This window comes from Streptosporangium sp. NPDC003464 (assembly GCF_053588315.1).
Genome location: NZ_JBSFPS010000161.1, coordinates 1 through 22,565, shown reverse-complemented (window position 1 = coordinate 22,565; position 22,565 = coordinate 1). Strand labels below are relative to the sequence as shown.

Sequence of the window (22,565 nt, the reverse complement as noted above, 5' to 3'; positions counted from 1 at the left end):
GCTCGGGTGCGTCCTCGCCGGCGGTCACCTTGATTACCAGTGATCGTGCCATGCCCGAAGCCTGTGCGGGGCCCTGGCCGTACGGCGGGGCCGCGTCGTCGCGCTCGGCCCGCGCGCGGAGGTCCTGGCCGCGTGGCCGGGCCGGGAGGAGACCCGCTGGCCGGGGACGATCGTCGCCGGGCTGGTCAACGCCCATACCCACCTGCAGTACACGCACATGGCCGAGGTGGGGCAGCGCGTCTACGCCTCCTTCGAGGAGTGGTCCACGGCCTTCGACGAGGTCTACCACGGCTCCGCGATCGACTGGGCGGCCAGTGCCCTCGACGGCGCCCGGCAGGCGCTGCGCGCCGGGACCACCGCGGCGGCCGACGTCGTCACCGACCTCCCCGCGGCCACCGCGCTGCGGGAGGCCGGCCTGGGCGGCCTGCCGTACCTGGAGACGCTCGGCGACACCGACGCGAGCTGGGCGGAGTCGGGGCGGGAGCGGTTCGCGGCCATGCTCGACGCGGCGGGGGTGCCGATGGGCGTCTCCCCGCACGCGCCGTACACGCTGGACACCGGGGCGCTGCGGGAGGTGGCCGGGCTGGCCCGCGCCCGGGGACTGCGCCGGCACGTCCATCTGGCCGAGGGCGCGCACGAGCGGGAGTACACGGTCTCGGGCACCGGGCCGCTGGCCCAGATGGTCAGGGAGCTGGAGTTCGACTTCGCCATCCTGCGCGAGGGCGGCACCGGCCTCGGGCCCACCGCGTTCCTGGACGGGCTCGGCGTCCTCGGACCCGAGTGCCACGTCGCGCACGGCGTCCACCTCGACGCCGCCGACCGCGCCCTGCTCCGCGCGCGCGGCACCGCCGTCGCGCTCTGCCCCCGCTCCAACCGGACGGTCGGCACGCGGGCCCCGGACGTGGCCGCGCTGCTGGCCGAGGGCAACCCCATCGCGGTCGGCACCGACTCCCTGTCCTCCTCGCCGTCGCTGGACCTGCTGGAGGACGTGGCGCTGCTGCGCGATCTCGCGACACGGCAGGGCTACCGGGCCGGTGACCTGGACCGGCGGCTGGTCGAGGCCGCGACGCTGGGCGGGGCCCGAGCCCTGGGGATCGCCGGGGGGCTCGCCCCCGGCGGACCGGCCGACTTCGCGGTCTTCGACGTCTCCCCGGCGCGGGAGCCGTACCGGACGCTGATCGAGGAGGGGCCGGGACGCTGCGTCGCGACGGCCGTCGGAGGCGAGCTGATCTGGGATCAGCGGACAGCGGCCACCGTTGGATGTTAATCTCCGATCTTTCGCACTATTTGTCGGTATTGCGGTCGTCGATATGGCAGGCATGAGTCATGGCAACCCGGACCATTCGCTTCAAGCTGTATGCGTTGCTCAGCCTCCCGATCGTGGCGCTCATCGCACTCTGGACGTTCGTCACCGGCTATCTCGTCGGTGACCTCTTCGAGCTGCGCCAGGCCACCACGCTCTACGACCGGGTGTCGGCGCCCGCCATCGCGTTGACCACCGAGATGCAGAACGAGCGCAAGTTCTCGGCCGCGGCGCTGAGCAAGTCCGGCTCCCAGCCCGAGGAGCTCTCCGAGGTCCGGGAGCGGACGGACAAGGCGGTCAGCGAATTCCGCACGCGGGTCACCTCGCTGGAGGCCACCTCGATCATCGGGCCGGAGCTGGACGCGTCGATCAAGCAGGTCATGGGCGAGGTGGGCAGGCTGCGCGCCATCCGCCGGGACGTCGACGGGCGCGTCTCCAGCCGGCTCCAGGCCGTCCAGGCGTTCAGCCGCATCACCGACACGATCTACCGGCTCCAGGACAAGCTCGTCACCGTGCCGGAGATCGGGCTCTACCAGCAGGCCATCGGGCTCCAGCGGATCGCGCACGCCCGCGACCTCATGTCCAGGGAGGACTCGCTGATCTCCAGCGCCGTCCTCGCCGGCGCGCTGACCCACGACGAGTACGAGGCGATCGAGGTGATCGCGCCGAACCGGTGGCTGCTGTTCAGCGAGGGCATGGCGGTGCTGGACGGTGAGCTGCGCGGCCCCTTCGAGGAGCTTCTCAGCTCCCCCCGCCACGGGCGGATCACCGAGTTCGAAAAGCAGATCATCGAGACTTCGCGGCTCCCCCGGGACCGGGGTTCCTGGCAGGCCGCCGCCGCCGAGGTCGGCGGCGAGATGGACCAGCTCCTGATCACCCGGGCCAAGCTGTTGAACGACCGCGCCGACGACGCCGCGGGCGGCATCATCGCGAAGATCATTATTGCCGGCGGCCTCGGCCTCGCCGCGATCCTGGGCGCGATGATCCTGTCGGCCAGGCTCGGCCGGGGGCTCGCCGAGGAGCTGGGCAGCCTGCGCCTGGCGGCCCTGGACCTGGCCGAGGCGCGGCTGCCGCAGGTCGTCGAGCGGCTCCGCAAGGGCGAGTCCGTGAACGTGGAGACCGAGGCGCCGCCCATCCCCACGACCGGGACCACCCTGGAGATCACCGACGTCGGCCGGGCGTTCTCCACCGTGCAGCGCACGGCCGTCGAGGCCGCCGTGGGCGAGGCCCGGCTCCGCCAGGGGTTCAACCGGGTCTTCCGCAACCTGGCCCGGCGCAACCAGTCGCTGGTCCAGCGCCAGCTCGTCCAGCTCGACTCCATGCAGCGCAAGACCACCCAGCCGGAGGCGCTGGAGGACCTCTACCGGCTGGACCACCTCACCACCCGCATGCGGCGGCAGTCGGAGGGCCTGGTCATCCTCTCCGGAGCCACGGCCGGCCGCACCTGGCGCACCCCGGTCTCCCTGATGGACGTGGTCCGCGCGGCCGTGGCCGAGGTCGAGGACTACCAGCGGATCGTCGTCCCGCCGCTGCCGGAGGCCAGGCTGACCGGCTCCGCCACCGCCGACGTCACCCACCTGCTGGCCGAGCTGCTGGAGAACGCGACCGTCTTCTCGCCGCCGACCACCCCGGTGAACGTCCGGGGGGAGACCGTCGGGCGGGGCTACGTCCTCGAGATCGAGGACCGGGGCCTCGGCCTGCAGGACATGGAGCGCGAGGGGATCAACGAACGTCTCGCCACCCCGCCCGAGTTCGACGTGGCCGACAGCGAGCAGCTCGGCCTGTTCGTGGTGAGCCAGCTCGCCGCCCGCCACGGCATCAAGGTCACCCTGAGCCGTTCCCCCTTCGGGGGGACGACGGCGGTCGTGCTCATCCCGCGGACCGTGCTCGCCGAGCCCGAGACGCAGGAGGCGTCGGCCGTACGAGCTCTCGAATAGCCAGCGCGGCGGCCAGGCAGGCGACCGGGACCACCGGCAGGACGTAGCGGTGGTCGAAGTCCAGCACCGCCACCGGACCCACCAGCAGACCGACCGCGACCGCCCAGGGCAGCAGCACGGTACGGCGCCGCAGCACCGCGCCGGCCGCGCCCAGCAGCAGGATCGCGCCGAGCAGCGGGCCGCGCAGGTAGGCCGGGTACTGGTAGGCGACCAGGAGGTCCGCGTACGGCCGGACCGAGTACAGGCCGCGGATGCCCGGGTCGTACTCCCGGCGAACCTCGCCGATCAGGGCATGGCCGGGCAGCGACCAGCTCCCGTGCGCGAAGCCGAAGGCCGGGGTGACCCGCCTGGGATGGGCCACCGGGGTCCAGGCGAAGGCGAGCGCGGTGTCCTCCGCCACCTCGCGGAGGTAGTCGAACGGCTGGGCCGCGATGGCGCGCAGCGCGAAGGAGCGGGCGAGCTCGTTGTGGCCGAACCGGTCGCCGGGGAGTCTGTTGAGCGAGGCGCCGGGGGCCCAGACATACTCCGAGGCCGCGTCCACGACCGTCCCGTTGGGGCAGAGTTTCGCCTGGTCCGGCGGCGGTTTGACGACCGAGCAGTCGGCGAAGGTCATCGTGCGCGCCCACAGCGCGACCCCGTCGGCGCCGCTGAGGGCGAACCTGCCGTGGTGGTGGTCGTACCACCCCGCGTAGGCGGCCAGCGGCAGCGTCCCGGCGAGCGCCGTGGCCACCAGGGGCCGCCATCCGACCCGCCGTACGGCCAGCAGGAGCAGGACCAGGACGAGCAGGGGCAGCGCGATCGTCCTGGTGAGCGCGGCCGCCGCGAACAGCAGGCCCGCCCCCGTGGCGGCCCGTGTCGACAGCCCCGGCGACCACATCAGGGCGGTGAGCCCGGCGACGACCAGGAAGACGAACTGCGTGTCCGACAGGACGGCGTGTTCGAGCCGCAGGAACGAGGCGTCGAACAGGACGGGCACGGTGGCGAGCGCCGCGCCCCAGGCGGGCAGCGACCTGCGGCGGAGCAGGGCGTAGATCAGCAGTCCGGTCCCGAGGCCCATGGCGTGCTGGACGGCCGCGATCACCTCGACGCTGTGGAAGGGCCACAGGGCCCGCAGCAGGAGCGGGTAGCCGATCGGGTGGAAGGTGGCCGAGGGCCTGAGGTGGACGGCGGTGTCCAGATAGGTGAAGGAGTCGTACCAGTAGAGCTGGGCCGGGCGGTAGCCGAGCATCGTCACCACGCGCAGGGCCGCGGCCAGCGCGAGGACCACGGCGAACAGGCGGTGGCCGCCGAGGGCGCGGCGGGTCCGGGAGGTGGCCGCCGGGTGGAGGTCTGTGAGCACGCCGGATCCGATCGTCGTCGTGTAGGTCGGCGCATGCGGAGGAGAACGCATGGCGTGGAGGGGAACCGCGCGCGGAGGAGAGCACGCGGCGTGGCGGGGGAGTCGGCGCATGCGGAGGAGAGCACGCGGCGTGGCGGGGGAACGCGCATGCGGAGGAGAGCGCATGGCGCATGGGGCGGCTCCGGCGGCCGGGCCTCCCCGCTCGCCGCGCCTGGAAGCTCGTGGCGGGTGAGGGGCGACCGCTCAGGTCACGCGGGCCGGAAAGGCGGTCGGAGGGGCGCGGGCGGCGGAGCGTGCCGGAGCCGGAGGCGTGCGGTCAGGGGCGCGGCCCGGAGGCGTGCCGTCAAGGGTGCGGCCCGGAGGCGTGCCGTCAAGGGTGCGGCCCGGACGCGCTCACCGGGTGCCGGGCCTGGCCGGGCAGAAAACACGGCCCGGTCGGCAGAGGACACGGCCCGAGGGCGGGGACCCTTACCGCCCGGGGTCAGGAACCCCTGGGGCAGGAGGCTCTCCTGGGCCGGGGGGCGTCGTTCGCCGTGGGGCCGGCCAGGAGGAGCGCCTCGCCCGCCGCGCTCATCACGCCGTCGTGGACGTACCAGCCGCCCGGCATCGAGAATTTCTCGCCCTTCCTGGCGCCGTAGTGGGTGAACTCCGGCTCCACACCGCGTTGCCGGAGCATCGCCCGCACCTTGTCGACGGTCTTGTTGACGTAGTCGACACAGTGGAGCGGCTCGCCGGGCATGTCGATGCTGGGCGGCATCGTGTAGCGCTCGCCGGGACGGGCGACACGGCCGAGGAGGATCTCGCCTCTCGCCTTGAAGCCCACCGGGACCCTCAGGCCGATCGGGCAGCCCCCGAACCGGCTGCAGGGCCCCGGAGCCTCGATGGTCCTGATGGAGTCTTGCTCGGGTACGGTCCGCCCCTGCCGGAGCCCCTCGATCCCCCCGCTCATCACGAACATCCGGCCGGCGATGCTCGGAGAGGTCGGTTCGAGCAGGAGCCTGATGTCGAGGCCACGGGCGTTGAGCTCGCGTTCGTACATCTTCGGGTCGGCGTAGAGGTCCTTGACCGTGATGACGTAGTAGCCGCCCGCCCGCTTGATGTCGAGGGAGGCGGAGGCCGGAGCCGTGCCGTAGCCACCGGGGAGCACCCAGCCCGTGATCATGGCCGCGGCGGCGAGTCCGGCGACCGCCGGCACGCTCAACCACCGGCGGTTCCACCGTCCTTGAGAGCGTCCGCGCACGGCGGGACGGGCGGAGGTCAGGCGCGGCCACCGCCTCCCGGGCGCGACGGCCGGGACCGCCGTGATCTCGTCGAACAGCTCCCTGGCGCCGGGGGTCATGCCGGGGCCGGGGTCGGGGACGATCCCGGCGACGAGGCGGTCGACGTCGTTCATCACAGCTGTCCCTTCGCCAGCGCGACCGCGCGCGAGCCGTATCTGGCCATGTCGAACCCCCCGGAGTCCAGCTCCCTGGCGAGCCGTCTGCGGGCCCGGTGCAGCCGCAGCCGGGCCGCGCCGCGCGAGCAGCCCAGCACCTTGGCGATCTCCTGGCTGCTCAGCCCCTCCCAGCTGACCAGGGAGAGCAGCTCCCGGTCGTCGGGGCTCAGGCGCATGAAGGCCCGGCGGACGCCGTCGGGATCCTCCTCCACGGTCCTCTCGGCCCAGACGGCCAGCTCCGCGCGGAGCCGTACGGCCAGCGCGGTCCGCCGGTTCTCCTCCCGCCGCCGGTTGGACAGGACCCGCCGGGCCACGCCGTACAGCCAGAGCCGCGCGTCATGCCCGTCGGGGATGTCGCCCATCCGGCGCCAGGCCGTGGTGAAGGTCTCGGCGATGGCGTCCGCCGCGTCGTCGGGGGAGCCGGTGCGCCGCCGTACGTAGGCGAGGAGATCCGGGTAGTGCGCGTTGTAGATCTCCTCGAAGCGCTGCTTCGGGTCAGGGGGGCCCACGCTGTTGCCTTCCGGAGGGGACTCGTCACCTACACCTGTCCGGACCCGCGCTTCTGTTTCACCCCTTTTTTCTGACTGTCTCACGGTTCTCCGCCGGCTGTCGGGACGGTGGCGGGCGCTCAGCCGGTGGAGGCGGCGTGCCAGGCCGTCCTGCCGAAGGTCTCGTCGGACAGGAGCAGGTCGAGGAGGCCGGGGAAGCGGGTGTCGAGGTCGTCGCGGCGGAGGGTGATGTAGAGCTTGCGGCCGGAGGGGCGCTGCCGGATGACGCCGCTCTCGCGCAGCACCCGCCAGTGGTGGGTGAGGGTCGATTTGGGCACGTCGGGGACTATCGCGCCGCAGAACCTCTCCTCGCCGGAGGACAGGGCCCGCACGATCGACGCCCGGATCGGGTGGCCGAGCGCGGCCAGCACCGCTTCGAGCTGAAACTGCTCGCTGGACGGGTGAAGGGCGGTCATAGGGCGATTGTACGGAAGAGTCGAACTTGACGGCGCGACCTGCTCTGTACGAGTATCCCGAACTGTCCAACTGTTCGTATTTCCCGAACAATGTGAAGGTGGCCATGCCGTCCCCCTCCCCGTCCCAGCCGCTCACCCGGCGCCGCCATGTCGGCCGGACCCTGGCCCTGCTGGCCTTCGCCCAGCTCATCACCTCGCTCGACTTCAACATCGTCTTCGTCGCCCTCCCCGAGATCGGCCGGGACCTCGGCTTCTCCGCCCACACCCTGCAGTGGGTGACCAGCGCGTACGCGGTCACCTACGGAGGCTTCCTGCTGCTCGGCGGACGGGCGGCCGACCTGCTGGGACGCCGGCGCCTGTTCGTCACGGCCCTGCTGCTGTACGCGGTCTCCTCGCTGGTCGGCGGGCTCGCCGAGAGCTCCGGCCTGCTGGTCGCCGCCCGCGCGGTACAGGGGCTCGGCGGTGCGCTGCTCTTCCCCGCCACCCTGTCGCTGGTCAACACCCTCTTCGCCGAAGGCCCCGAACGGAACCGGGCGCTGGCGATCTGGAGCGGCGCCGGGGCCAGCGGGCTGTCCCTGGGGGCGCTGCTGGGCGGGGTGCTGACCGACTCCTTCGGCTGGGAGGCGGTCTTCTACGTCAACGTCCCGCTCGCCGGCGGCGCCGCGCTGCTCGCCTACACGCTCATCCCCGCCGACGGCGCGCGACAGCGGGGCCGCAGCTTCGACCTGCCCGGCGCGGTGACCGTCACCGCCGGGGTCACCCTGCTGGCCTTCGCGCTCATCCAGGGCCCCGAGTCCGGCTGGACCTCGCCGGTCATCCTGGCGGGCTTCGCCCTCGCCGCCGTGCTGCTGGCGGCCTTCCTCGTCATCGAGGCCCGCAGCCGTGACCCGCTCATGCCGCTGCGCCTGCTGGGCAACCGCAGCCTGAGCGGATCGATGGCCATCACCCTGCTCTTCGGGGCCACGTTCAACGCCCTGCCGTACTTCCTGACCCTCTACTTCCAGAGCGTCCACGGCTACAGCCCGCTCGTGACCGGGGCGGCCTTCCTCGTGCCGTCCCTCATGATCGCCGCCGGCACCCAGATCGGCGAGCGGATGGCCACCCGGGCCGGGATGCGCCTGACCCTGCTCACCGGCATCGTCGCCGGCGCCGCCGGCACCGCCCTGCTCGCCACGGGCATGAGCGCGGGCGGCTCCTACTGGAACGTGCTGCCCGGCATCGTCGTCATGGGGCTCGGGCAGGGCCTGACCTGGACCGGGATGTGGATCGCCGCCGCCTCCGGGGTCGCCGCCGGAGAGCAGGGGGTCGCCTCCGGCATGGCGTCCACCGCCCTGCAGGTCGGGACCGCGCTCGGCCTGGCCGTGCTCGTCGCGGTCGCCGGCCAGGACGTCACCGGCCTGGCGGGCGAGGCCCTGCTCGGCGAGATCACCGGCGGCCTGCGGGCCGCGATCTACGTCGCCGCCGCGGGTATCCTGCTGAGCGCCTTCCTGGCCCTGACCTTCCAACGTCGCGAGGCGGCAGAGTCCCGGCCCGCGCGCGTGGACGCCTGAGGAGATCCCCATGAGTTCCGACGTTCCGAGCTTCGACGTCGCGGTGGCCGGCGGTGGCCCGGTCGGCATGCTGCTCGCGGCCGAGCTCGCCCTCCAGGGCGTCCGACCGGTGGTCCTGGAGCGGCTCCCCACCCCCACGGGGGAGTCCAAGGCCGGCACGCTGCACGCCAGGACCGCCCAGAGCCTGAACCGCCGGGGCCTGCTCGACGAGGTGGGAAGATCCTCCTACGGCGGCGTGCGCTTCCATTTCTCCGGCATGTTCGAACTGGACCTCGGCGCGGTGGCCGGAGAGGGGCCCAGCATCGTCGGCAGCCCGCAGGCGTGGGCCGAGCAGGTGTTCGCCGACCGCGCCGCCGACCTGGGCGCGGAGATCCGGCGGGGACACGAGGTCGTCGGCCTCACCCAGGACGCCGACCGCGTCACGCTGACCGTGGAGGGGCCGGCCGGGCCGTACGAGCTGGCCGCCCGCTACGTGGTCGGCGCCGACGGCGCCCGCAGCGCCGTGCGCAGGCTCGCGGGCATCGCGTTCACCGGCACTCCGGCGGGCGTCGCCGCGCTGATGGGCGATGTCCGGCTGCTGGACCCCCTCCCCGGTGGCTGGCACCGCACCCCGAGAGGCTGGCTGATGGTCTGGGGCGGCGGGACGCACGGCCACAGCCGGATCAGCACCTACGACTTCCGCGGCCCGCACGCCGACCGGCAGGCGCCGGTCTCCCTGGAGGAGCTGCGCGGTGTGGTGGAGCACATCGCCGGCCACCCGGTCCGGATGGCCGAGCCGCGCACCCTGACCCGGTACGGCGACGCGGCCCTCCAGGCGGAGACCTACCGCCGGGGGCGCGTGCTCGTCGCCGGGGACGCCGCCCACGTGCACTTCCCCTGGGGAGGGCAGGGGCTCAACACCGGCATGGAAGACGCCATGAACCTGGGCTGGAAGCTCGCCGCCCAGGTGCGGGGATGGGCCCCCGACGGGCTGCTCGACACCTACCACGGCGAGCGGCACCCGGTGGCGGCGCGGGTCCTGTGGAACGTCCGCGCGCAGACCGCCCTGGCCGACCCCGACCCCCGGGTCGACCCGCTGCGGGAGCTGTTCGCCGAGCTCATGCGGCTGGAGCAGGTCAACGACCACCTGAGCGGCATGATCAGCGGCACCCGGACGGCCTACGACGTCGGCCACCCCGGCGCCGGCCGGCTCGCCCCGGACACCGAGCTCAAGACCGAGGACGGCGCGGTCAGCCTGGTGGAGCTGCTCCACCGGGGCCGGCCCCTGTTCCTGTGCCCCCTGGACGGTGGCCTGGACAGTGGCCTGGGGGACGCCTCGGGCGGTGGCCTGGGGAACGGCTCGGGCGGTGGCTCGGCGAGCGGTGGTGAGCGGCCGGCGGACGTCGTGGCGGAGTGGGCCGACCGGGTGGACACCGTACGGGCGGCCCAGTGCGAGCCGCTGCTCATCCGGCCCGACGGCTATGTCGCCTGGTGTCCCCCCGGCGACGCCGCCTCCCTCCGGGCCGCGCTCCGCCGCTGGTTCGGCGAGCCCGGCTGAGCCGCGACGGGGCCGGGGCCGGCCCCGGCCCCGGGCGCTGTCCGCCGGAGGTCCAGCGGCGCGGCGTCCGGCGGGTGACGGTGCGGCGGTGCGGCCGGTGGCGGTGTGGCAGGAACCGGCCATTGACGGCGGACGGTGGCGCGGCGATCGTGGGTGATTGCCAGGTGATCTTCCATTGAGGCCGCGCGGGCACCTCTCCGCCATGGTCACTGAAGGAGCGTTCATGCCACACATCACGTTGAACACCGACGAACCGGGCATCCGCGGACTGCTGAGGTTCCGCCCGGAGACGGCCCGCCCGCTGAACGACCTGGCCGAGGTGCTGCTGCGCGGGGAGAGCACCCTGTCGCGCGGGGAGCGCGAACTGATCGCGGCTTACGTGTCGGGGCTGAACCAGTGCCGGTTCTGCACCTCCTCGCACGCGGCCTTCGCCGCCGCGCAGCTGCCGGAGGGGATGGCGCTGGTGGATCAGGTGCGCGCCGATCCGGACGGCGCGCCCATCTCGGCCAAGCTGAAGGCCCTGCTGGCCATCGCGGGCGCGGTCCAGCAGAGCGGGCAGCGGGTCGGCGACGAGCAGATCGCCGCGGCCCGGGCGGAGGGCGCGACGGACGTGGAGATCCATGACACGGTGCTGATCGCGGCGGCGTTCTGCATGTTCAACCGCTACGTCGACGGCCTGGCCACGATCGCTCCCGACGACGCGGCGGACTACGCGATGGCGGCCGACCGGATCATCGCCTACGGCTACACGACCACCTCGCCCGTCGCGGAGCCCCAGAGCGGATGACCCCGCGCGGAGCGCGCGCCGCCCACCCCCGCGGGGAAGGCCGAGCCCCCCGCGGGGAAGGCCGAGCCCCTCGCGGGGAAGGCGGCGCGCGGCCCGCGTGGGGCCGGCCGTATCAGGCGCCCAGGGCCTCGGCGGCGAGCGCGGTCCCCCGTATCCGGGCGTCGATCTTGGCGAAGGCGATCTCTCGGGAGGTCGAGGTGTCGTCGGCGAAGGGGGAGAAGCCGCAGTCGTCGCAGGTGCCCAGCTGCTCGGCCGGGATGTGGCGGGCCGCCCGCAGCACCCGGTCACGCACCTGCTCGGGAGTCTCCACCTGGGGGTCGATCGGATCGGTCACCCCGACGAAGACCCTGGTCCCGGGGCGCAGGTGGGCGCCGATGACCTCCAGCGCCCGGTCCGGGTCGGGCTCGCCGGCCAGCTGGACGTAGAAGTTGCCGGCCCGCAGCGCGAGGAGCTTGGGCAGCAGCGCGGCGTAGTCGACGTCGGCGCTGTGGGTGGAGTCCTGGTCGCCGCCGGGACAGGTGTGCACGCCGATCCGGGCCCGCTCGGCCGCGCTGAAGCGCTCCAGGAGTTGGTTGTTGAGGGTGATGAAGTCATCCAGCAGCCCGCCGCTGGGGTCGAGCTTGAGCGACAGCCGTCCCTCGGTGAAGTCCAGCTGTACGGCGTGCGCACCCGCGTCCAGGCAGCCGCGGATGTCGGCCTCGGCCTCGGCGAGCAGGTCGTCCAGGAAGACCTTGCGGGGGTAGTCGGCGATGCCGTCGGCAGGGTAGAGCAGGCTCAGCGCCGACGGGGCGATGACCGCCTGCTTGACCGGCAGGCGGGTGTGGCGCTGTGCCTGCTTCAGATACTCCGAGGCGTGGACGCGGTAGCGGAACGGGCCGGAGGTCAGGCACGGCAGTTGCCGGGTGTGCCCGTCGGCGAACGGAATGACCGCCCCGTCGGGGCTGAGGCCGTCGAGTCCGGCGATCGGATAGGTGACGAAACTGGGTTTGGACTGCTCGCCGTCGACGAGGACCGGGCAGCCGAGCTGCTCCAGCCGCGCGATGGTGTCGGCGACGGCTCCGGCCTGCTGCGTGGCCAACTCGGCGTCGCCGATCCGGCCCGCGGCGTGGTCGGTCAGCGCGGCCAGCAGAGCGGGAGGACGGGGGATGCTGCCGATCGGTTCGGTGGGGATGTCCATGCCGTGATCGTAAATAACGATCCGTGCCCCATCAATCACTTACGGATATGGAGCGCTCTCCCGTTCCACCCCGGTGACCGCCGGCGGCCTCGGTGGGGGCCGGGCGGGTGGGGCGGGGGCCGGTGGGACGGGGGGTCGCGCGGGGTCTGGCGGGAGCGGTCCGGGCGGGGGCCGGGCCGGTGGGGATGGGGGTCGCGCGGGGCTCGGCGGAGGTGGATCCGGAGGGGATGGGGGTCGTGCGAGGTTCGGCGGAGGAGGGTCCGGTGAGGATGGGGGTCGCGCGGGGCTCGGCGGAGGTGGATCCGGAGGGGACGAGAGAGTCGCAGGTGAAGCCCTCGTCGTGGTCGGGCTCCAGCACCATCTGCTGGAGCACGGTCGAGCCCGTCGGACGGCGGAAGGTCTCCTGCCTGACGCAGTCGTAGAAGGCGTAGGTCCCCTCGCGCTCACCGAGCAGCAGCAGGGGCACGCCCCCGCGCATGGGCTTGCCGTTGCCCGGGTGGGTGGCGAGCACCCACTGGTCCTGGAAGCCCGACAGGGTCAGCACGAGGCTGCTCCGCCCCGTGGTGGCCAGCCGCACCGCGTCCGACTCCATCTGCCCGATCAGCACGAAGCCGAGCCCCATGCCGGTGAACGCGGCGACCACGACCCGCATCCCGGCCCGGCCCGTCGGGCGGCGCCGGAGCAGCCGGAAGGGCACGACGAAGGCGACGACCCCGATCCCCGTCGCCACCAGCACGACCGTGGCGGGCCCCACCCCCTCGGCGAGGCCGAGATAGCCGAGGAAGCCCCAGTATGTCCCGCCGCACCACACCGCGCCGAGGGCGGCCGCCGCCCAGGGCCGTTCCCGTACGGCGCGGGCCAGCCTGGACACGTGGCCCCGGGCGGCCCTGTCCACCAGCCAGCCGACCGCCACCAGCGCGCCCAGGACCAGCGCGCCCGCCAGGGCCAGCAGGATGAGACACCCGACGAGGCGGCCGAACATGGTCGCCTGGTCGATGCCCGCCTGTTCGGGGCTGATGTTGAAGACTCCGTACACCTGCTGGATGCCGAGGTAGAGCAGGGCGTAGAGCGCGATGCCCACGGGGAGCACCACCGAGCCGATGCGCTGCAGCAGGTCGATGACGCTGCCCCGGTCGGCCGTATCCTGATCGGTCATTGCTCGCTGTGTCCCGTTTTGGTGTTGATCGACCGAGACAGGGTGTCATGCGGGGCGCGGCGGACACCTGTCGGGTGCCCCGGATGCCGGGCGCCCCCGGACACGCCTCACGGCAGCTCGGTCCACGGGCCTGGAGCGTGGTCGTCCTTCGGGATCCACAGCGCGGGCTGGAGCTCGCGCAGTCTCGGCGCCGCGGCGGGGTCCCAGGGATACCGGCCCCCGGCGTCGGGCCAGACGATCTCCATGAAGGGCAGCGGCGGCTGCTGGTAGAAGTGCAGCGCCATGCCGAACAGCGAGCGGTACCAGCTCGTGTCCACGGTCTTCGTGACGACGGGGTAGTTCTTGATGACGTCGTCCCGTTCCTGGTCCGCGACGAGACGGTGACCGGCGGCGACCCTGTCGGCCAGGGTGTTCAGGCAGTCCTTCAGCACCTCGACCCGGAGCCCGAACATCGCCGCCTCGGGCGAGCGGAGCGTGTGCCACAGCCCGACGGTGAACGCCCATCCGGGACCGGTCTCGTCCTCCGGGATCATGATGACGCCCCACCCGCGCTCCTGGACGTGCCGCATCGTGTCGCGGTCGAGCTCGTCGAGCTCGATGTCGCGCTCGACGCACAGGAGACAGTGGCAGGCAAGCTGGTCGAACATGATGTCGAGCGTAGTGGTCCGCAGGTGAGGTGACCGTCAGCTCCGGCGACGGTCGGCTCCGGTGACGGTCTTCTCCGGTCCCGCCTCCTCCAGCCCCGACCCGGCTGTCCGCCGGCGGCGGGGCCGGTGCCGCAGGGCCGGTACGGCCTCCGCCGGCAGGTCGGCGAGGGGCGTCGGCAGCTCGGCGTCCAGCCCCAGCACGGCGGCCCGGCGGGGCGCGACCCTGACGGAAGTCGGGGGTGGGATCTGACGGATGCCAGAGGTGGCACAGGGGCCCGTGCGGCCAGATTGGTGCTCATGCGAAAGACGATGACCGCCCTCCTCGCCGCCGCCCTCCTGGCGGTCCCGGCCGTGGCCCACGCCGGCACCGTGCCCGAGAGCCCCAAGATCACCTTCGAGCTGCCCCCGCCCACCGGGCCGCACGCCCTCGGGACGACAGAGGTCCACCTGGTGGACAAGGCCCGGTCGCGAGAGCTGATGATCAGCGTGTGGTACCCGGCCCGGCCGGGGAAGGGGCCGCGAGCGCCGTACATGACCCCGAAGGCCGCCGCCTACTTCGACGGCGGCGCGCCCGCGCTGGGCCTGAGGCCGGGCCAGGTCGACTGGGGCGCGGTCACCACGCACGCCCGCCAGGACGCGCCCGCCAAGGGGCGCTGGCCGGTGGTGATCTACTCGCCCGGGTACGGCGTGCCGCGCACGCTCGGCACCTCGACGGTGGAGGAGCTGGCCAGCCGGGGATACGTCGTGGTGACCGTGGACCACACCTACGAGGCTCCGGCGGTGGAGTTCCCCGGCGGCAGGCTGGAGCTGGCCAGACCGCCGCAGGGGGACCGGCTCACGCGCATGCGTCAGGCCCTGGAGACCCGGCGCGAGGACATCCGGACCGTCCTGGACCGGCTCCCGTCCGTGAAGGGGCTCGCCCCAGCGATGGACCTGTCGAGGGTCGGGGTGTTCGGCCACTCCTACGGCGGCGACACCGCGGCCGAGGCGATGCACGCCGACCGGCGGGTGGACGCCGGGGCCGATCTGGACGGCTGGCTCGCCTACGACGTCGGCGGCGAGGCCCCCAGCCCCGCGGCCACCGAAGGGGTCGACCGGCCGTTCCTGCTGATGGGCTCGCCCGGCAGCACCGCGGACGGGCGGATCAGGGACCATCTGACCGCCCCCGCCTGGACGTCCTTCTGGGAGAGGTCGACCGGCTGGAAGCTGGACCTGTCGATGCCCGGGGCGATGCACTACAGCTTCACCGACGTCCAGGCGTTCCTGCCGGAGCTGGATGAGGAGCTTGAGGTCGTGCCGGAGGTCAGGGCCCAGCGGATCGGCACCGTCGACCCCGGCCGGAGCGTCGCCGCCCAGCGGGCCTATCTCACCGCGTTCTTCGACCAGAGCCTCAAGCACCGGCCGCGGCGGCTGCTGCGCGGGGGGACGTCCGAGTATCCCGAGGTGACCCCCGTCCGGTAGCTCCCCGCGCGGCGGGCCCGGCTGCCGGTGCGGGGGTGGGCGGGGCGCCGCCCGGGGCCGGCTCAGTCGGAGCGCACCTGCAGGCCGAGCGCGGTGGCGATCGTGACGGCCTGCCGGATGTCGATCACCGCGTCCTTCAGCTTGACGACGGACGGGTCCAGGGAGGACAGGTCGCTGCCCCGCAGGTCGCTCCGGGAGAGGTCGGCGCTGTGCAGCCAGGCGCCGGACAGGTCGACGCCCCGGAGCGTGACCCCCTCGCCGCGCGCGCCCGTGAGGTCGGCCTCGCGCATCCGCACGTCGTTGAACGAGGCGCTGCGCAGTCCGGCTCCGGGCAGCCCGACGAACGACCAGTCACCGCCTTCGACCTTGAGAAGGTCGAAGGTGCAGCCGTCGAACAGGCTGCCGACGAACTTGCAGCCGGTGAAGGTGGCGTCGAAGAACGTGCACCGCTTGAAGGTGCAGTTCGTGAAAGCGGTGTCGGAGTGCGTGGACGCGTTGAACCGGACCCCCGTGAAGGTGCACTCGTGGAAGACCGCGCCGTGGCTCGACGTCTCGGTCATGTCCACGTCGAGGAAGGCGACCCGGTCGTGGCGCCGGCCCGACAGGTCCTCGCTGTCCCAGTCCTGCGACCGGATGGTGGTCAGGGTCTCGGGTGCGGGCACGCCGTACTTGCGCTCAGCCATCACTCGTCGTGCCTTCCGTGCCGGGGCGGAGGAGGTCACCGGCTCCGGGCCCCTTCGGAGCCGTCGAGGGGGAGGACCGGCCCTGTAACGGTAGTGCCCCCGGGTGACAGCGGCGCCCGGGGTCCGGCGGCCAACCCTGCGTCATCACCGAGTGTGTTCACTGGACTACGGAGTGAAAAAAGGAGAGAGTGCAGGTCGTAGCGCCATGAAGGTTCCGTGGGGGATGAAATGGCTATAAGGAGAGCTCGGTCCGCCACCCTCCCGGTGGCGGTGATGCTGGCGGTGACGCTGATCGGCGGCTGTGGCGGTGTCCGGCCGGCCGACCCGGCCCCCCAGGGTGCGGGGGCCGCGCCCCCGGCGGCCGCGAGCACCCCGCCGGCGGGCGCCCAGGGGAGCCTCGACGAGGAGTGCCCGACCACGGGCAACACCAGGCGGTTCGCCAAGACGCGCTTCGCGCTGCACGCCGGCCTCGCGCTGGGGGCGTTCTACCGTTACATCTACCGGCCGCTGCGGAGCGGGGGCTTCAAGGCCGGGGCGGAGAAGCGCAAGCGCACTTTCGTGAAGGCGGCCGTGGCCGGCCTGTTCGCCCTCCACGAGCTGAAGGTCGCCAAGAAGTTCGCCATGGCCAGCCCGACGCTGTGCAAGGGCGTCCAGACGGTCAGCGACAGCTTCACCAGCCTCACCGACAAGCTGAAGAACGGCACCGCCACGGAGGCCGACCTCGATGTCAGCAAGAACGCCTTCGACAGCCTGAAGCAGGACGCCCTGAAGAACGGCTACGACTTCAAGGAGAAGAACGTCGTCGTCCCCGGAGCCGGCTGAGCGGGTCCGGCCGCCGGGTCCCCGGTGCCCGTGGCCGGCCCGAGGCCGGCCACGATGGCGCGCAGGCCCTGCAGCACCTCGGGTCCGGAGGGTGACTGCCCGGGGTCGGTCAGCCACTGCAGCATCACGCCGGAGAACAGCGCCAGCTGTACCGAGCCGACGGTGCGCGTCGTGGGGTCGGGGAGCTCCTCCTCCGGGGTGCCCAGCAGCGTCGCCGCCAGCCCCCGGCGCCCCTCCTTCTGGGCGCCGGCCAGATACTGCCGCAGGTCGGGGGAGTGCTCGGCCTGCAGAAGCGCCTCGACGGTGGCGAGCCAGAGCTTGCGGTGCTCGCTGAACGACTCGATGATCCGCGTCCACATGGCCTCGTACTGCTCGGCGGGAGTGGAGGCGGGGTCGCCGTAGGCGGCCAGCGTGCGCCCGGTCTCGGCGCCCCACTCGTCGATCGCCTGGATGAGCGCCGCGTTCAGCAGCGCCTCTCGGGAGCCGAAGTGGTAGCCGATGGCGGCCATGCTGACCCCTCCGGAGGCGGCGGAGATGTCACGGACGGTCGTCCGCGCCCACCCCTTCTCCTCCAGGCAGCGCCTGGCGCCGGCGAGCAGATCCTCACGATTTCCCATACCCGGGATGCTACTTGCCCTGGCAGTCGCGCCGCCTGATTTTCAGACAAATGTCTTGTGCGATCGAATTGGGCATAAGCATTGCGCAAGCGCCCAAATCCTCTGTACTGTTCGGGGCAGGCAAGAGACACCGAACGACACTGAGGAGACAGACATGAGCAGCGGCGACACCCTCCAGACGACCACCCCCATCCGGGCCGAGCTGGACCTCGACGGCCGCCGCCTGTCCTACGTCGACTTCGGCGGAGCCGGCCGCCCCCTCGTCGCCCTGCACGGCCACATGTCCGAAGGGGCGAGCTTCGCCGCCCTGGCCGCCACGCTGGCCCCCGAGTGGCGGGTCATCGCCCCCGACCAGCGCGGCCACGGCGAGTCCGACCGGGCGGCCGACTACTCCCGGGAGGGCTACGTCGCCGACGTCGTCGCCCTGCTCGACCACCTCGGCCTCGACCGGGCCGTGGTCCTGGGCCACTCGCTCGGCGCCATCAACGCCTACCAGCTCGCCGCCCGCCACCCCGAGCGGGTCAGCGCCCTCGTCAACGCGGAAGGGGCGGCCTCACTCGGGCTCGACGGCACCAACCCGCTGGCCTTCGTGCTCGCCCTGCCCTACCAGGCCCCCACCCGCGAGGCGCTGATCGAAGGTCTCGGCCAGGCCGCCGCCTTCTTCGGCGACGCCCTGCGGGAGAGCCCCGACGGCACCTGGCGCCTGCCCTTCCACCCCCAGGACATCGTCGACTCCGAGGACCTCGTCCACGGTGACCACTGGAACGACTGGCTGGCGAGCACCTGCCCGGCCCTCCTGGTACGCGGCGTCAAGGGGGTCATCCCCGCCGAGCAGGCCCACGCCATGATCGAACGCCGCCCCGGCACCCGCCTCGTCGAGCTGGAGACCGACCACTTCGTCCACACCGGCGACCCCGAGGGCTTCACCCGGGCCGTCGGCGGGTTCCTCCGGTCCCTGGACCCCGCCGCGTGACCCGCGGCGCGCCGGCCGGTCAGACGTGGCGGCGCCACCCCTCCAAGCTCGCGCCGCCACGTCCGTTCACCGGGCCGGTCCGGAACGAGCCGTCCAGACCACCCGAGCCTCACCCGCCGGCAACAGGCGGGGTCTCACATGCTTCGGAGCCGTCGTCGCCGCGGATTGCCCGCCGTACGGACCTCCGTCCACGGCTGGAGCCGGCCGTCGACCTGGGCAGCCGGCTCGGCGAGGACCGGACACCGGCGAGGGGCGGCCACGGTCCGGCGGGCCTGATGGCCGTCAAGGTCGTCCACGGCCGGGCGGGCCCGATGGCCGGCAAGGTCGTTCACGGTCCGGCGGGCCCGATGGCCGTCAAGGTCGGCGAGCTGGTCCCGCCCCGGCGGGGAGGGCGGCGTTCAGGGCTTGCGGCCCACGCCGGCGTAGCCGATCGAGGTGTCCTGGTCGCCGATCAGCGGTGGGTGATCGGCGGGGCGCCAGTCCTTGGGGAACACCAGGCCCGGTTCGACCAGCTCGTAGCCGTCGAACAGGCGGGTGATCTCCGCGTGCGTGCGCAGGTTCAGCGCCGCGGTGGCCTGGTTGTAGATCTCCAGGGCCTCCGGAGTGGCGTCCGGCTTGGCGTCGATCGCATGGCTGACAACGAGGTAGCTGCCCGGCGCGCTCGCCCCGTGCAGTCGTCGGATGATCTCGTGGGCGCCCGCGCCCTCGGCGCTCTCGTCCGGGATGAAGTGCAGCAGGGCCAGCATCAGGAACGCCACCGGCCGGTCGAAGTCGACGTGCCCGTCCAGCTCGGCCAGCAGCTTCTCCGGATCGCGCACGTCGGCCTGCAGGATGGTGACGTCGTCGCCGCCCGCCAGGAGCGCCCGGCCGTGCGCGCACACGACGGGGTCGTAGTCCACGTAGGTCACGTGGGTGCCGGGCGCGACCGCGTGCGCGATCTCGTGGGTGTTGCCCTGCGTGGGCAGCCCGGAGCCCAGGTCCACGATCTGCCGGACGCCTGATCCGACCAGATGGCGTACGGCACGCGAGAGGAACGCGCGGTTCTCCCTCGCGGAGTCGCGGGTCGCGGGGAAGAGCTTCAGGATCTGTTCGGCCGCGGCCCGGTCGGCGGCGAAATTGTCCTTGCCGCCCAGGTAGTAGTCGTACATCCGGGCGACATTGGGCACGTTCGGGTCGACCCCGTCCGGCGTAGCCTGATCATCCACGCTGTCTTCCGATCTGTCGCCGTCCTGCTGGAATCGATCTTAGAGAAACTTCCGCCGGTCCGTGCGGATCTTGCGGGACCGGTAGTGATCCGTACGGATTCCGCCGATGCCGGGCGACTGGCCTGGGTTTCACCGGCACGGGGCGCCTGGTGTGGACTCCGTCGGTACCGAGTGATTGGTGTGGATTTCACCGGCACGGGACGCCTGGTATGGACTCCGTCGGCACGGGGCGCCTGGTGCGGATTCCGTCGGGCCGGGAGCGGCTCATGCCGGCAGACCCGGGTCGACCGGCAGCCGCAGCGTGAAGACGGCGCCCTCGCCCGGGACGCTGGAGACGCTCACGGTCCCGTGGTGGGCCTCGGCCAGGTTGCGGACGATGGCCAGGCCGAGCCCGCTGCCGCCGGTCCGCCGGTTCCGTGACTTCTCCTCCCGCCAGAACCGGTCGAAGACGTGGGGGAGGTGCTCGGCAGCGATGCCGACGCCGGTGTCGGCCACCTCGATCAGGACGTGCCCGTCCGCGAGACGGCCCCGTAGCGCGATCCGCCCGCCCGGCGGCGTGTAGTGCACGGCGTTGCTCACCAGGTTCCCCACGGCCTGGCGCAGCCGTACCGGATCGGCGAGGAGTTCGGGGGCGCCGGTGGTCTCGGCCGTCAGGGCGAGGCCGGCCGCGTCGGCACGGCCGCGGTGCGCCGTGGCGATCTGGTCGAGCAGGTCGGCCACGTTCACCGGCTCGGGGTGCAGCCGCAGCCTGCCCGCGTCCGCGAGAGCCAGCTCCTGCAGGTCGTCGACGATGTGCTGGAGCTGCATGATCTCCTCCACCAGCGAGTCGATCAGCGCGGGGTCCAGCTCCGCGACGCCGTCCTGGGCGGCCTCCATCCAGCCGCGCAGGTTGCTCAGCGGAGTGCGGAGCTCATGGGAGACGTCGCTGACCATGGCCTTGCGCTGTGCCTCCATCCGCTCCAGATGCTCCGACATCCTGTTGAACGCCTCCGACAGCTCGCCCACCTCGCCGGTGGCCGTCACCGCGACACGGGCGGAGCTGTCACCCCGCTGCATCCGCTGGGCCGCCTCGGTGAGCGCCCGCACCGGCCTGGTCAGCCGGGTGGAGATCACGAAGCTCACCGTGATCGCGAGCAGCAGGACGAGCAGCGCGGTGCCCGCGATGCGCGCCACCCCGGCCGAGGTCAGCTCGGTGGAGGGCTGCTGCGCCGAGGAGCCGAGGTAGAGCAGGGCCGCGGGCGCGACGTACGCCCTGAGCTGCTCGCGCCGGGCACTCGCCAGGCAGGCGGAGACGGGCTGCTGGTCGAGGACGCGCGGGCTGGGGACAGGGGCGGGGGCGGGGGCGGGGGCGACGGGCTTGAACGTCCAGGACAGGTCGAGGGCGAGGGTCACCTCGGACTTGTTCTGCCCCGACAGACACCGGTTGAGCAGGTGGTTGAGCTGGCGCAGCGCCTTGCGTTCGGTCGCGGTGGGACTCTCCAGCGTCCTCAGCGCGCACGCGGAGACCACATAGGTGCTCTTGCTGGGGATCTCGACGGAGGGACGCCCGGACGGGGAGAGGACGACGTCGGCCTCCTGCCCGTTGCGGCGCGCGCAGGCCGCCCCCGCGTTGGCGGCCTTCCTCAGCCGGGACCGCTCCGCGGCGGCGAGCTTGAACGGCCCGACCGCCCGGGGGTCGATGCGGTCCTTGGCCGCTCCCGGCACCAGAGTCACGTCCACCCGCAGCGGATCGACGACCACCGAGGGCTTGGCGGGCAGGGGAGTGTCGCTGGAGTCGGCGATCGGCTCGCCGCTCTCGGTGGTGAGCGCGATGCGGCGCCCCGTCTTCCGGGCCAGGTCACGCACCGTCTGACCGACGCCGTCCCAGCTCGCGTGCGTCGCGCCGTAGCCGAGCAGGGTGTCGTTGATGCGTGTGTCGGTGACCAGGGTCTGGTCCTGCTCCTCACGGATGGCGCCCGAGGTGCTCTGGCTGGTCAGCCAGGCGGTCGCCGAGATCGAGCAGACGGCCACCAGGACGGAGCTCGCCAGCAGCCGGGTGAGCAGGCCGTGCCGCCGGACCCTCATCCCGAGCCGTCGGTCAGCTTGTAGCCGACCCCGTAGACGGTCAGGATCCGGGTCGGCCTGCGCGGGTCGGACTCGATCTTCTTGCGCAGGTTCAGCATGTGCACGTCGATCGTGCGCCTGGTGATGAAGCGGTCGAACCCGTGGACCTCCTCCAGGAGCTGCGCGCGGGTGAAGACCCGCTCCGGCTGGGCGGCGAGCGTCTCCAGGATCCGGAACTCGGCGGGCGTGCAGTCCACCGGGCTGCCGGCGACGCTGACCAGGTGGCGTGCGGGGTCGACCAGGAGATCGCCGACCTTCAGCGTCTCCTCGGGGACCTCGGCGTCCCGGGAACGCCGCGCCCGCCGCAGGAGCGTGCGGACCCTGGCCATCAGCTCCCGCGGGCTGTAGGGCTTGGTGACGTAGTCGTCGGCCCCCAGGTCAAGGCCGATCAGCAGGTCGTCCTCCGTGGTGCGGGCGGTCAGCATGAGCACGGGGACGTCCGACTCCGCGCGGATGACACGGCAGACGTCGAGGCCGTCGGCCTTCGGCATCATCACGTCGAGCACCACGAGGTCGGGCTCGCGCCCGCGGGCCTCGTCGATCGCGGCCCGCCCGTCATGCACGACGAGCACCGAGTGGCCCTCCCGCTCCAGATAGCGGCGGACCAGCTCGGCCTGCTTCACGTCGTCCTCTGCAACCAGCACATATGCGCACATCGGGACGAGGTTATGTGACCAAGACAGGTCGTTGACAGCGAGCAAACAGGACCTTCACATTCCTCCGCCAGTCTGCGTCGCGTGAAGTTCAACGGCTGTCTCGCCGCGGCGGCACTCGCCGCCGTGGCCACGCTGACCGGGTGCGCGGCCTCCGAGGCCCGTCCGGTCCCTCCGCGGGCACTCACCGCCACCGGTCAGGCCGGGACCGGGGCT

Annotated in this window: 21 protein-coding genes and 1 pseudogene; 9 read left to right on the top strand and 13 right to left on the bottom strand. The window is 72.8% G+C overall.

The genetic code is table 11. The features are described from left to right. Positions 1-61: 61 nt before the first annotated feature. The 3 genes and pseudogenes from ACWDS7_RS30105 to ACWDS7_RS30095 form a co-directional block, all read left to right on the top strand. Positions 62-109: pseudogene (locus ACWDS7_RS30105) on the top strand (hypothetical protein); the annotation flags it as partial. A gap of 108 nt (positions 110-217) precedes the next feature. Then, positions 218-1,267 carry an amidohydrolase family protein gene (locus tag ACWDS7_RS30100; protein ID WP_451932009.1) on the top strand — a complete coding sequence of 350 codons (1,050 nt, stop codon included), beginning with the start codon at positions 218-220 and terminating at the stop codon, positions 1,265-1,267. Positions 1,268-1,326: 59 nt separating this feature from the next. Further along, on the top strand, positions 1,327-3,240 hold the full coding sequence (locus ACWDS7_RS30095; RefSeq protein ID WP_306863154.1) for a sensor histidine kinase: 1,914 nt from the start codon (positions 1,327-1,329) through the stop codon (positions 3,238-3,240). On the opposite strand, the gene ACWDS7_RS30090 is transcribed toward ACWDS7_RS30095, so the two are convergent. The 4 genes from ACWDS7_RS30090 to ACWDS7_RS30075 form a co-directional block, all read right to left on the bottom strand. After that, positions 3,173-4,630 carry a hypothetical protein gene (locus ACWDS7_RS30090; protein WP_451932008.1) on the bottom strand — a complete coding sequence of 486 codons (1,458 nt, stop codon included), beginning with the start codon at positions 4,628-4,630 and terminating at the stop codon, positions 3,173-3,175. The two genes, ACWDS7_RS30095 and ACWDS7_RS30090, sit on opposite strands and share 68 nt — an antisense overlap. Before the next feature lie 430 nt (positions 4,631-5,060). Further along, positions 5,061-5,972, bottom strand: coding sequence for a hypothetical protein (locus ACWDS7_RS30085; RefSeq protein ID WP_451932007.1), 912 nt, complete (start codon positions 5,970-5,972; stop codon positions 5,061-5,063). Further along, positions 5,972-6,523 (bottom strand): RNA polymerase sigma factor, encoded by a 552-nt coding sequence (locus ACWDS7_RS30080; RefSeq protein WP_451932006.1) that lies wholly within the window; start codon positions 6,521-6,523, stop codon positions 5,972-5,974. Before ACWDS7_RS30080 ends, ACWDS7_RS30085 begins: the two co-directional genes overlap by 1 nt. Positions 6,524-6,642: 119 nt before the next feature. After that, the gene (locus ACWDS7_RS30075) at positions 6,643-6,978 is read right to left on the bottom strand and encodes an ArsR/SmtB family transcription factor (protein WP_306863163.1); all 336 of its coding nucleotides are present in this window, start codon (positions 6,976-6,978) and stop codon (positions 6,643-6,645) included. Between the two features lie 26 nt (positions 6,979-7,004). Here ACWDS7_RS30075 and ACWDS7_RS30070 point away from each other — a divergent pair, with 26 nt between their 5' ends. The 3 genes from ACWDS7_RS30070 to ACWDS7_RS30060 all read left to right on the top strand — a co-directional run bounded on the left by ACWDS7_RS30070 (position 7,005) and on the right by ACWDS7_RS30060 (position 10,852). Beyond that, the gene (locus ACWDS7_RS30070; RefSeq protein WP_451932005.1) at positions 7,005-8,528 is read left to right on the top strand and encodes an MFS transporter; all 1,524 of its coding nucleotides are present in this window, start codon (positions 7,005-7,007) and stop codon (positions 8,526-8,528) included. A gap of 10 nt (positions 8,529-8,538) precedes the next feature. Next, positions 8,539-10,065, top strand: a complete 1,527-nt coding sequence (locus ACWDS7_RS30065) for an FAD-dependent monooxygenase (protein ID WP_451932004.1) — start codon at positions 8,539-8,541, stop codon at positions 10,063-10,065. Positions 10,066-10,288: 223 nt separating this feature from the next. Continuing rightward, on the top strand, positions 10,289-10,852 hold the full coding sequence (locus ACWDS7_RS30060; RefSeq protein WP_451932003.1) for a carboxymuconolactone decarboxylase family protein: 564 nt from the start codon (positions 10,289-10,291) through the stop codon (positions 10,850-10,852). A gap of 112 nt (positions 10,853-10,964) precedes the next feature. On the opposite strand, the gene ACWDS7_RS30055 is transcribed toward ACWDS7_RS30060, so the two are convergent. The 4 genes from ACWDS7_RS30055 to ACWDS7_RS30040 all read right to left on the bottom strand — a co-directional run bounded on the left by ACWDS7_RS30055 (position 10,965) and on the right by ACWDS7_RS30040 (position 14,033). Further along, positions 10,965-12,029: a cobalamin-independent methionine synthase II family protein gene (locus tag ACWDS7_RS30055; RefSeq protein WP_451932002.1), complete on the bottom strand. Its 1,065-nt coding sequence runs from the start codon at positions 12,027-12,029 to the stop codon at positions 10,965-10,967. A gap of 31 nt (positions 12,030-12,060) precedes the next feature. Next, on the bottom strand, positions 12,061-13,185 hold the full coding sequence (locus ACWDS7_RS30050) for a hypothetical protein (protein ID WP_451932001.1): 1,125 nt from the start codon (positions 13,183-13,185) through the stop codon (positions 12,061-12,063). A gap of 107 nt (positions 13,186-13,292) precedes the next feature. Next, positions 13,293-13,832 carry a DUF4262 domain-containing protein gene (locus tag ACWDS7_RS30045; protein ID WP_451932000.1) on the bottom strand — a complete coding sequence of 180 codons (540 nt, stop codon included), beginning with the start codon at positions 13,830-13,832 and terminating at the stop codon, positions 13,293-13,295. Between the two features lie 36 nt (positions 13,833-13,868). Next, a complete protein-coding gene (locus ACWDS7_RS30040) occupies positions 13,869-14,033 on the bottom strand; it encodes a hypothetical protein (RefSeq protein ID WP_451931999.1) in 165 nt (54 codons plus the stop codon). A gap of 96 nt (positions 14,034-14,129) precedes the next feature. On the opposite strand from ACWDS7_RS30040, the gene ACWDS7_RS30035 reads away from it, so the two are divergent. Then, positions 14,130-15,293 (top strand): alpha/beta hydrolase family protein, encoded by a 1,164-nt coding sequence (locus ACWDS7_RS30035; protein WP_451931998.1) that lies wholly within the window; start codon positions 14,130-14,132, stop codon positions 15,291-15,293. A 62-nt stretch (positions 15,294-15,355) separates the two neighbouring features. Here the strand turns inward: ACWDS7_RS30035 and ACWDS7_RS30030 are convergent, their stop codons facing one another. Beyond that, positions 15,356-15,976 carry a pentapeptide repeat-containing protein gene (locus ACWDS7_RS30030; RefSeq protein WP_451931997.1) on the bottom strand — a complete coding sequence of 207 codons (621 nt, stop codon included), beginning with the start codon at positions 15,974-15,976 and terminating at the stop codon, positions 15,356-15,358. 273 nt (positions 15,977-16,249) lie between these two features. Here ACWDS7_RS30030 and ACWDS7_RS30025 point away from each other — a divergent pair, with 273 nt between their 5' ends. Further along, the gene (locus ACWDS7_RS30025) at positions 16,250-16,798 is read left to right on the top strand and encodes a hypothetical protein (RefSeq protein WP_451932010.1); all 549 of its coding nucleotides are present in this window, start codon (positions 16,250-16,252) and stop codon (positions 16,796-16,798) included. Here the strand turns inward: ACWDS7_RS30025 and ACWDS7_RS30020 are convergent. After that, positions 16,753-17,415, bottom strand: coding sequence for a TetR/AcrR family transcriptional regulator (locus ACWDS7_RS30020; RefSeq protein ID WP_451931996.1), 663 nt, complete (start codon positions 17,413-17,415; stop codon positions 16,753-16,755). The genes ACWDS7_RS30025 and ACWDS7_RS30020 overlap by 46 nt on opposite strands. Positions 17,416-17,569: 154 nt before the next feature. Here ACWDS7_RS30020 and ACWDS7_RS30015 point away from each other — a divergent pair, with 154 nt between their 5' ends. Next, complete coding sequence (locus tag ACWDS7_RS30015) at positions 17,570-18,388, top strand: alpha/beta fold hydrolase (RefSeq protein ID WP_451931995.1); 819 nt, start codon at positions 17,570-17,572, stop codon at positions 18,386-18,388. A gap of 398 nt (positions 18,389-18,786) precedes the next feature. Here the strand turns inward: ACWDS7_RS30015 and ACWDS7_RS30010 are convergent, their stop codons facing one another. The 3 genes from ACWDS7_RS30010 to ACWDS7_RS30000 form a co-directional block, all read right to left on the bottom strand. Beyond that, the gene (locus ACWDS7_RS30010; protein WP_451931994.1) at positions 18,787-19,593 is read right to left on the bottom strand and encodes an SAM-dependent methyltransferase; all 807 of its coding nucleotides are present in this window, start codon (positions 19,591-19,593) and stop codon (positions 18,787-18,789) included. A gap of 264 nt (positions 19,594-19,857) precedes the next feature. Beyond that, positions 19,858-21,657 (bottom strand): sensor histidine kinase, encoded by a 1,800-nt coding sequence (locus tag ACWDS7_RS30005; protein ID WP_451931993.1) that lies wholly within the window; start codon positions 21,655-21,657, stop codon positions 19,858-19,860. Continuing rightward, entirely contained in the window at positions 21,654-22,352 is a 699-nt protein-coding gene (locus tag ACWDS7_RS30000; RefSeq protein WP_451931992.1) for a response regulator transcription factor, read from the bottom strand. The genes ACWDS7_RS30005 and ACWDS7_RS30000 overlap by 4 nt, the downstream gene beginning before the upstream one ends. Between the last annotated feature and the right edge of the window lie 213 nt (positions 22,353-22,565).

Excerpts from the sequence above, each read along its gene's own strand:
- ACWDS7_RS30090 (WP_451932008.1), bottom strand. The coding sequence starts at position 4,630 with ATGCGTTCTCCTCCGCATGCGCCGACCTACACGACGACGATCGGATCC.
- ACWDS7_RS30045 (WP_451932000.1), bottom strand. The coding sequence starts at position 13,832 with ATGTTCGACCAGCTTGCCTGCCACTGTCTCCTGTGCGTCGAGCGCGAC.
- ACWDS7_RS30050 (WP_451932001.1), bottom strand. The coding sequence starts at position 13,185 with ATGACCGATCAGGATACGGCCGACCGGGGCAGCGTCATCGACCTGCTG.
- ACWDS7_RS30085 (WP_451932007.1), bottom strand. The coding sequence starts at position 5,972 with ATGAACGACGTCGACCGCCTCGTCGCCGGGATCGTCCCCGACCCCGGC.
- ACWDS7_RS30065 (WP_451932004.1), top strand. The coding sequence starts at position 8,539 with ATGAGTTCCGACGTTCCGAGCTTCGACGTCGCGGTGGCCGGCGGTGGC.
- ACWDS7_RS30055 (WP_451932002.1), bottom strand. The coding sequence starts at position 12,029 with ATGGACATCCCCACCGAACCGATCGGCAGCATCCCCCGTCCTCCCGCT.
- ACWDS7_RS30035 (WP_451931998.1), top strand. The coding sequence starts at position 14,130 with ATGCGAAAGACGATGACCGCCCTCCTCGCCGCCGCCCTCCTGGCGGTC.
- ACWDS7_RS30030 (WP_451931997.1), bottom strand. The coding sequence starts at position 15,976 with ATGGCTGAGCGCAAGTACGGCGTGCCCGCACCCGAGACCCTGACCACC.
- ACWDS7_RS30095 (WP_306863154.1), top strand. The coding sequence starts at position 1,327 with ATGGCAACCCGGACCATTCGCTTCAAGCTGTATGCGTTGCTCAGCCTC.
- ACWDS7_RS30020 (WP_451931996.1), bottom strand. The coding sequence starts at position 17,415 with ATGGGAAATCGTGAGGATCTGCTCGCCGGCGCCAGGCGCTGCCTGGAG.
- ACWDS7_RS30060 (WP_451932003.1), top strand. The coding sequence starts at position 10,289 with ATGCCACACATCACGTTGAACACCGACGAACCGGGCATCCGCGGACTG.
- ACWDS7_RS30100 (WP_451932009.1), top strand. The coding sequence starts at position 218 with ATGGCCGAGGTGGGGCAGCGCGTCTACGCCTCCTTCGAGGAGTGGTCC.
- ACWDS7_RS30000 (WP_451931992.1), bottom strand. The coding sequence starts at position 22,352 with ATGTGCGCATATGTGCTGGTTGCAGAGGACGACGTGAAGCAGGCCGAG.
- ACWDS7_RS30075 (WP_306863163.1), bottom strand. The coding sequence starts at position 6,978 with ATGACCGCCCTTCACCCGTCCAGCGAGCAGTTTCAGCTCGAAGCGGTG.
- ACWDS7_RS30025 (WP_451932010.1), top strand. The coding sequence starts at position 16,250 with ATGCTGGCGGTGACGCTGATCGGCGGCTGTGGCGGTGTCCGGCCGGCC.
- ACWDS7_RS30005 (WP_451931993.1), bottom strand. The coding sequence starts at position 21,657 with ATGAGGGTCCGGCGGCACGGCCTGCTCACCCGGCTGCTGGCGAGCTCC.
- ACWDS7_RS30015 (WP_451931995.1), top strand. The coding sequence starts at position 17,570 with ATGAGCAGCGGCGACACCCTCCAGACGACCACCCCCATCCGGGCCGAG.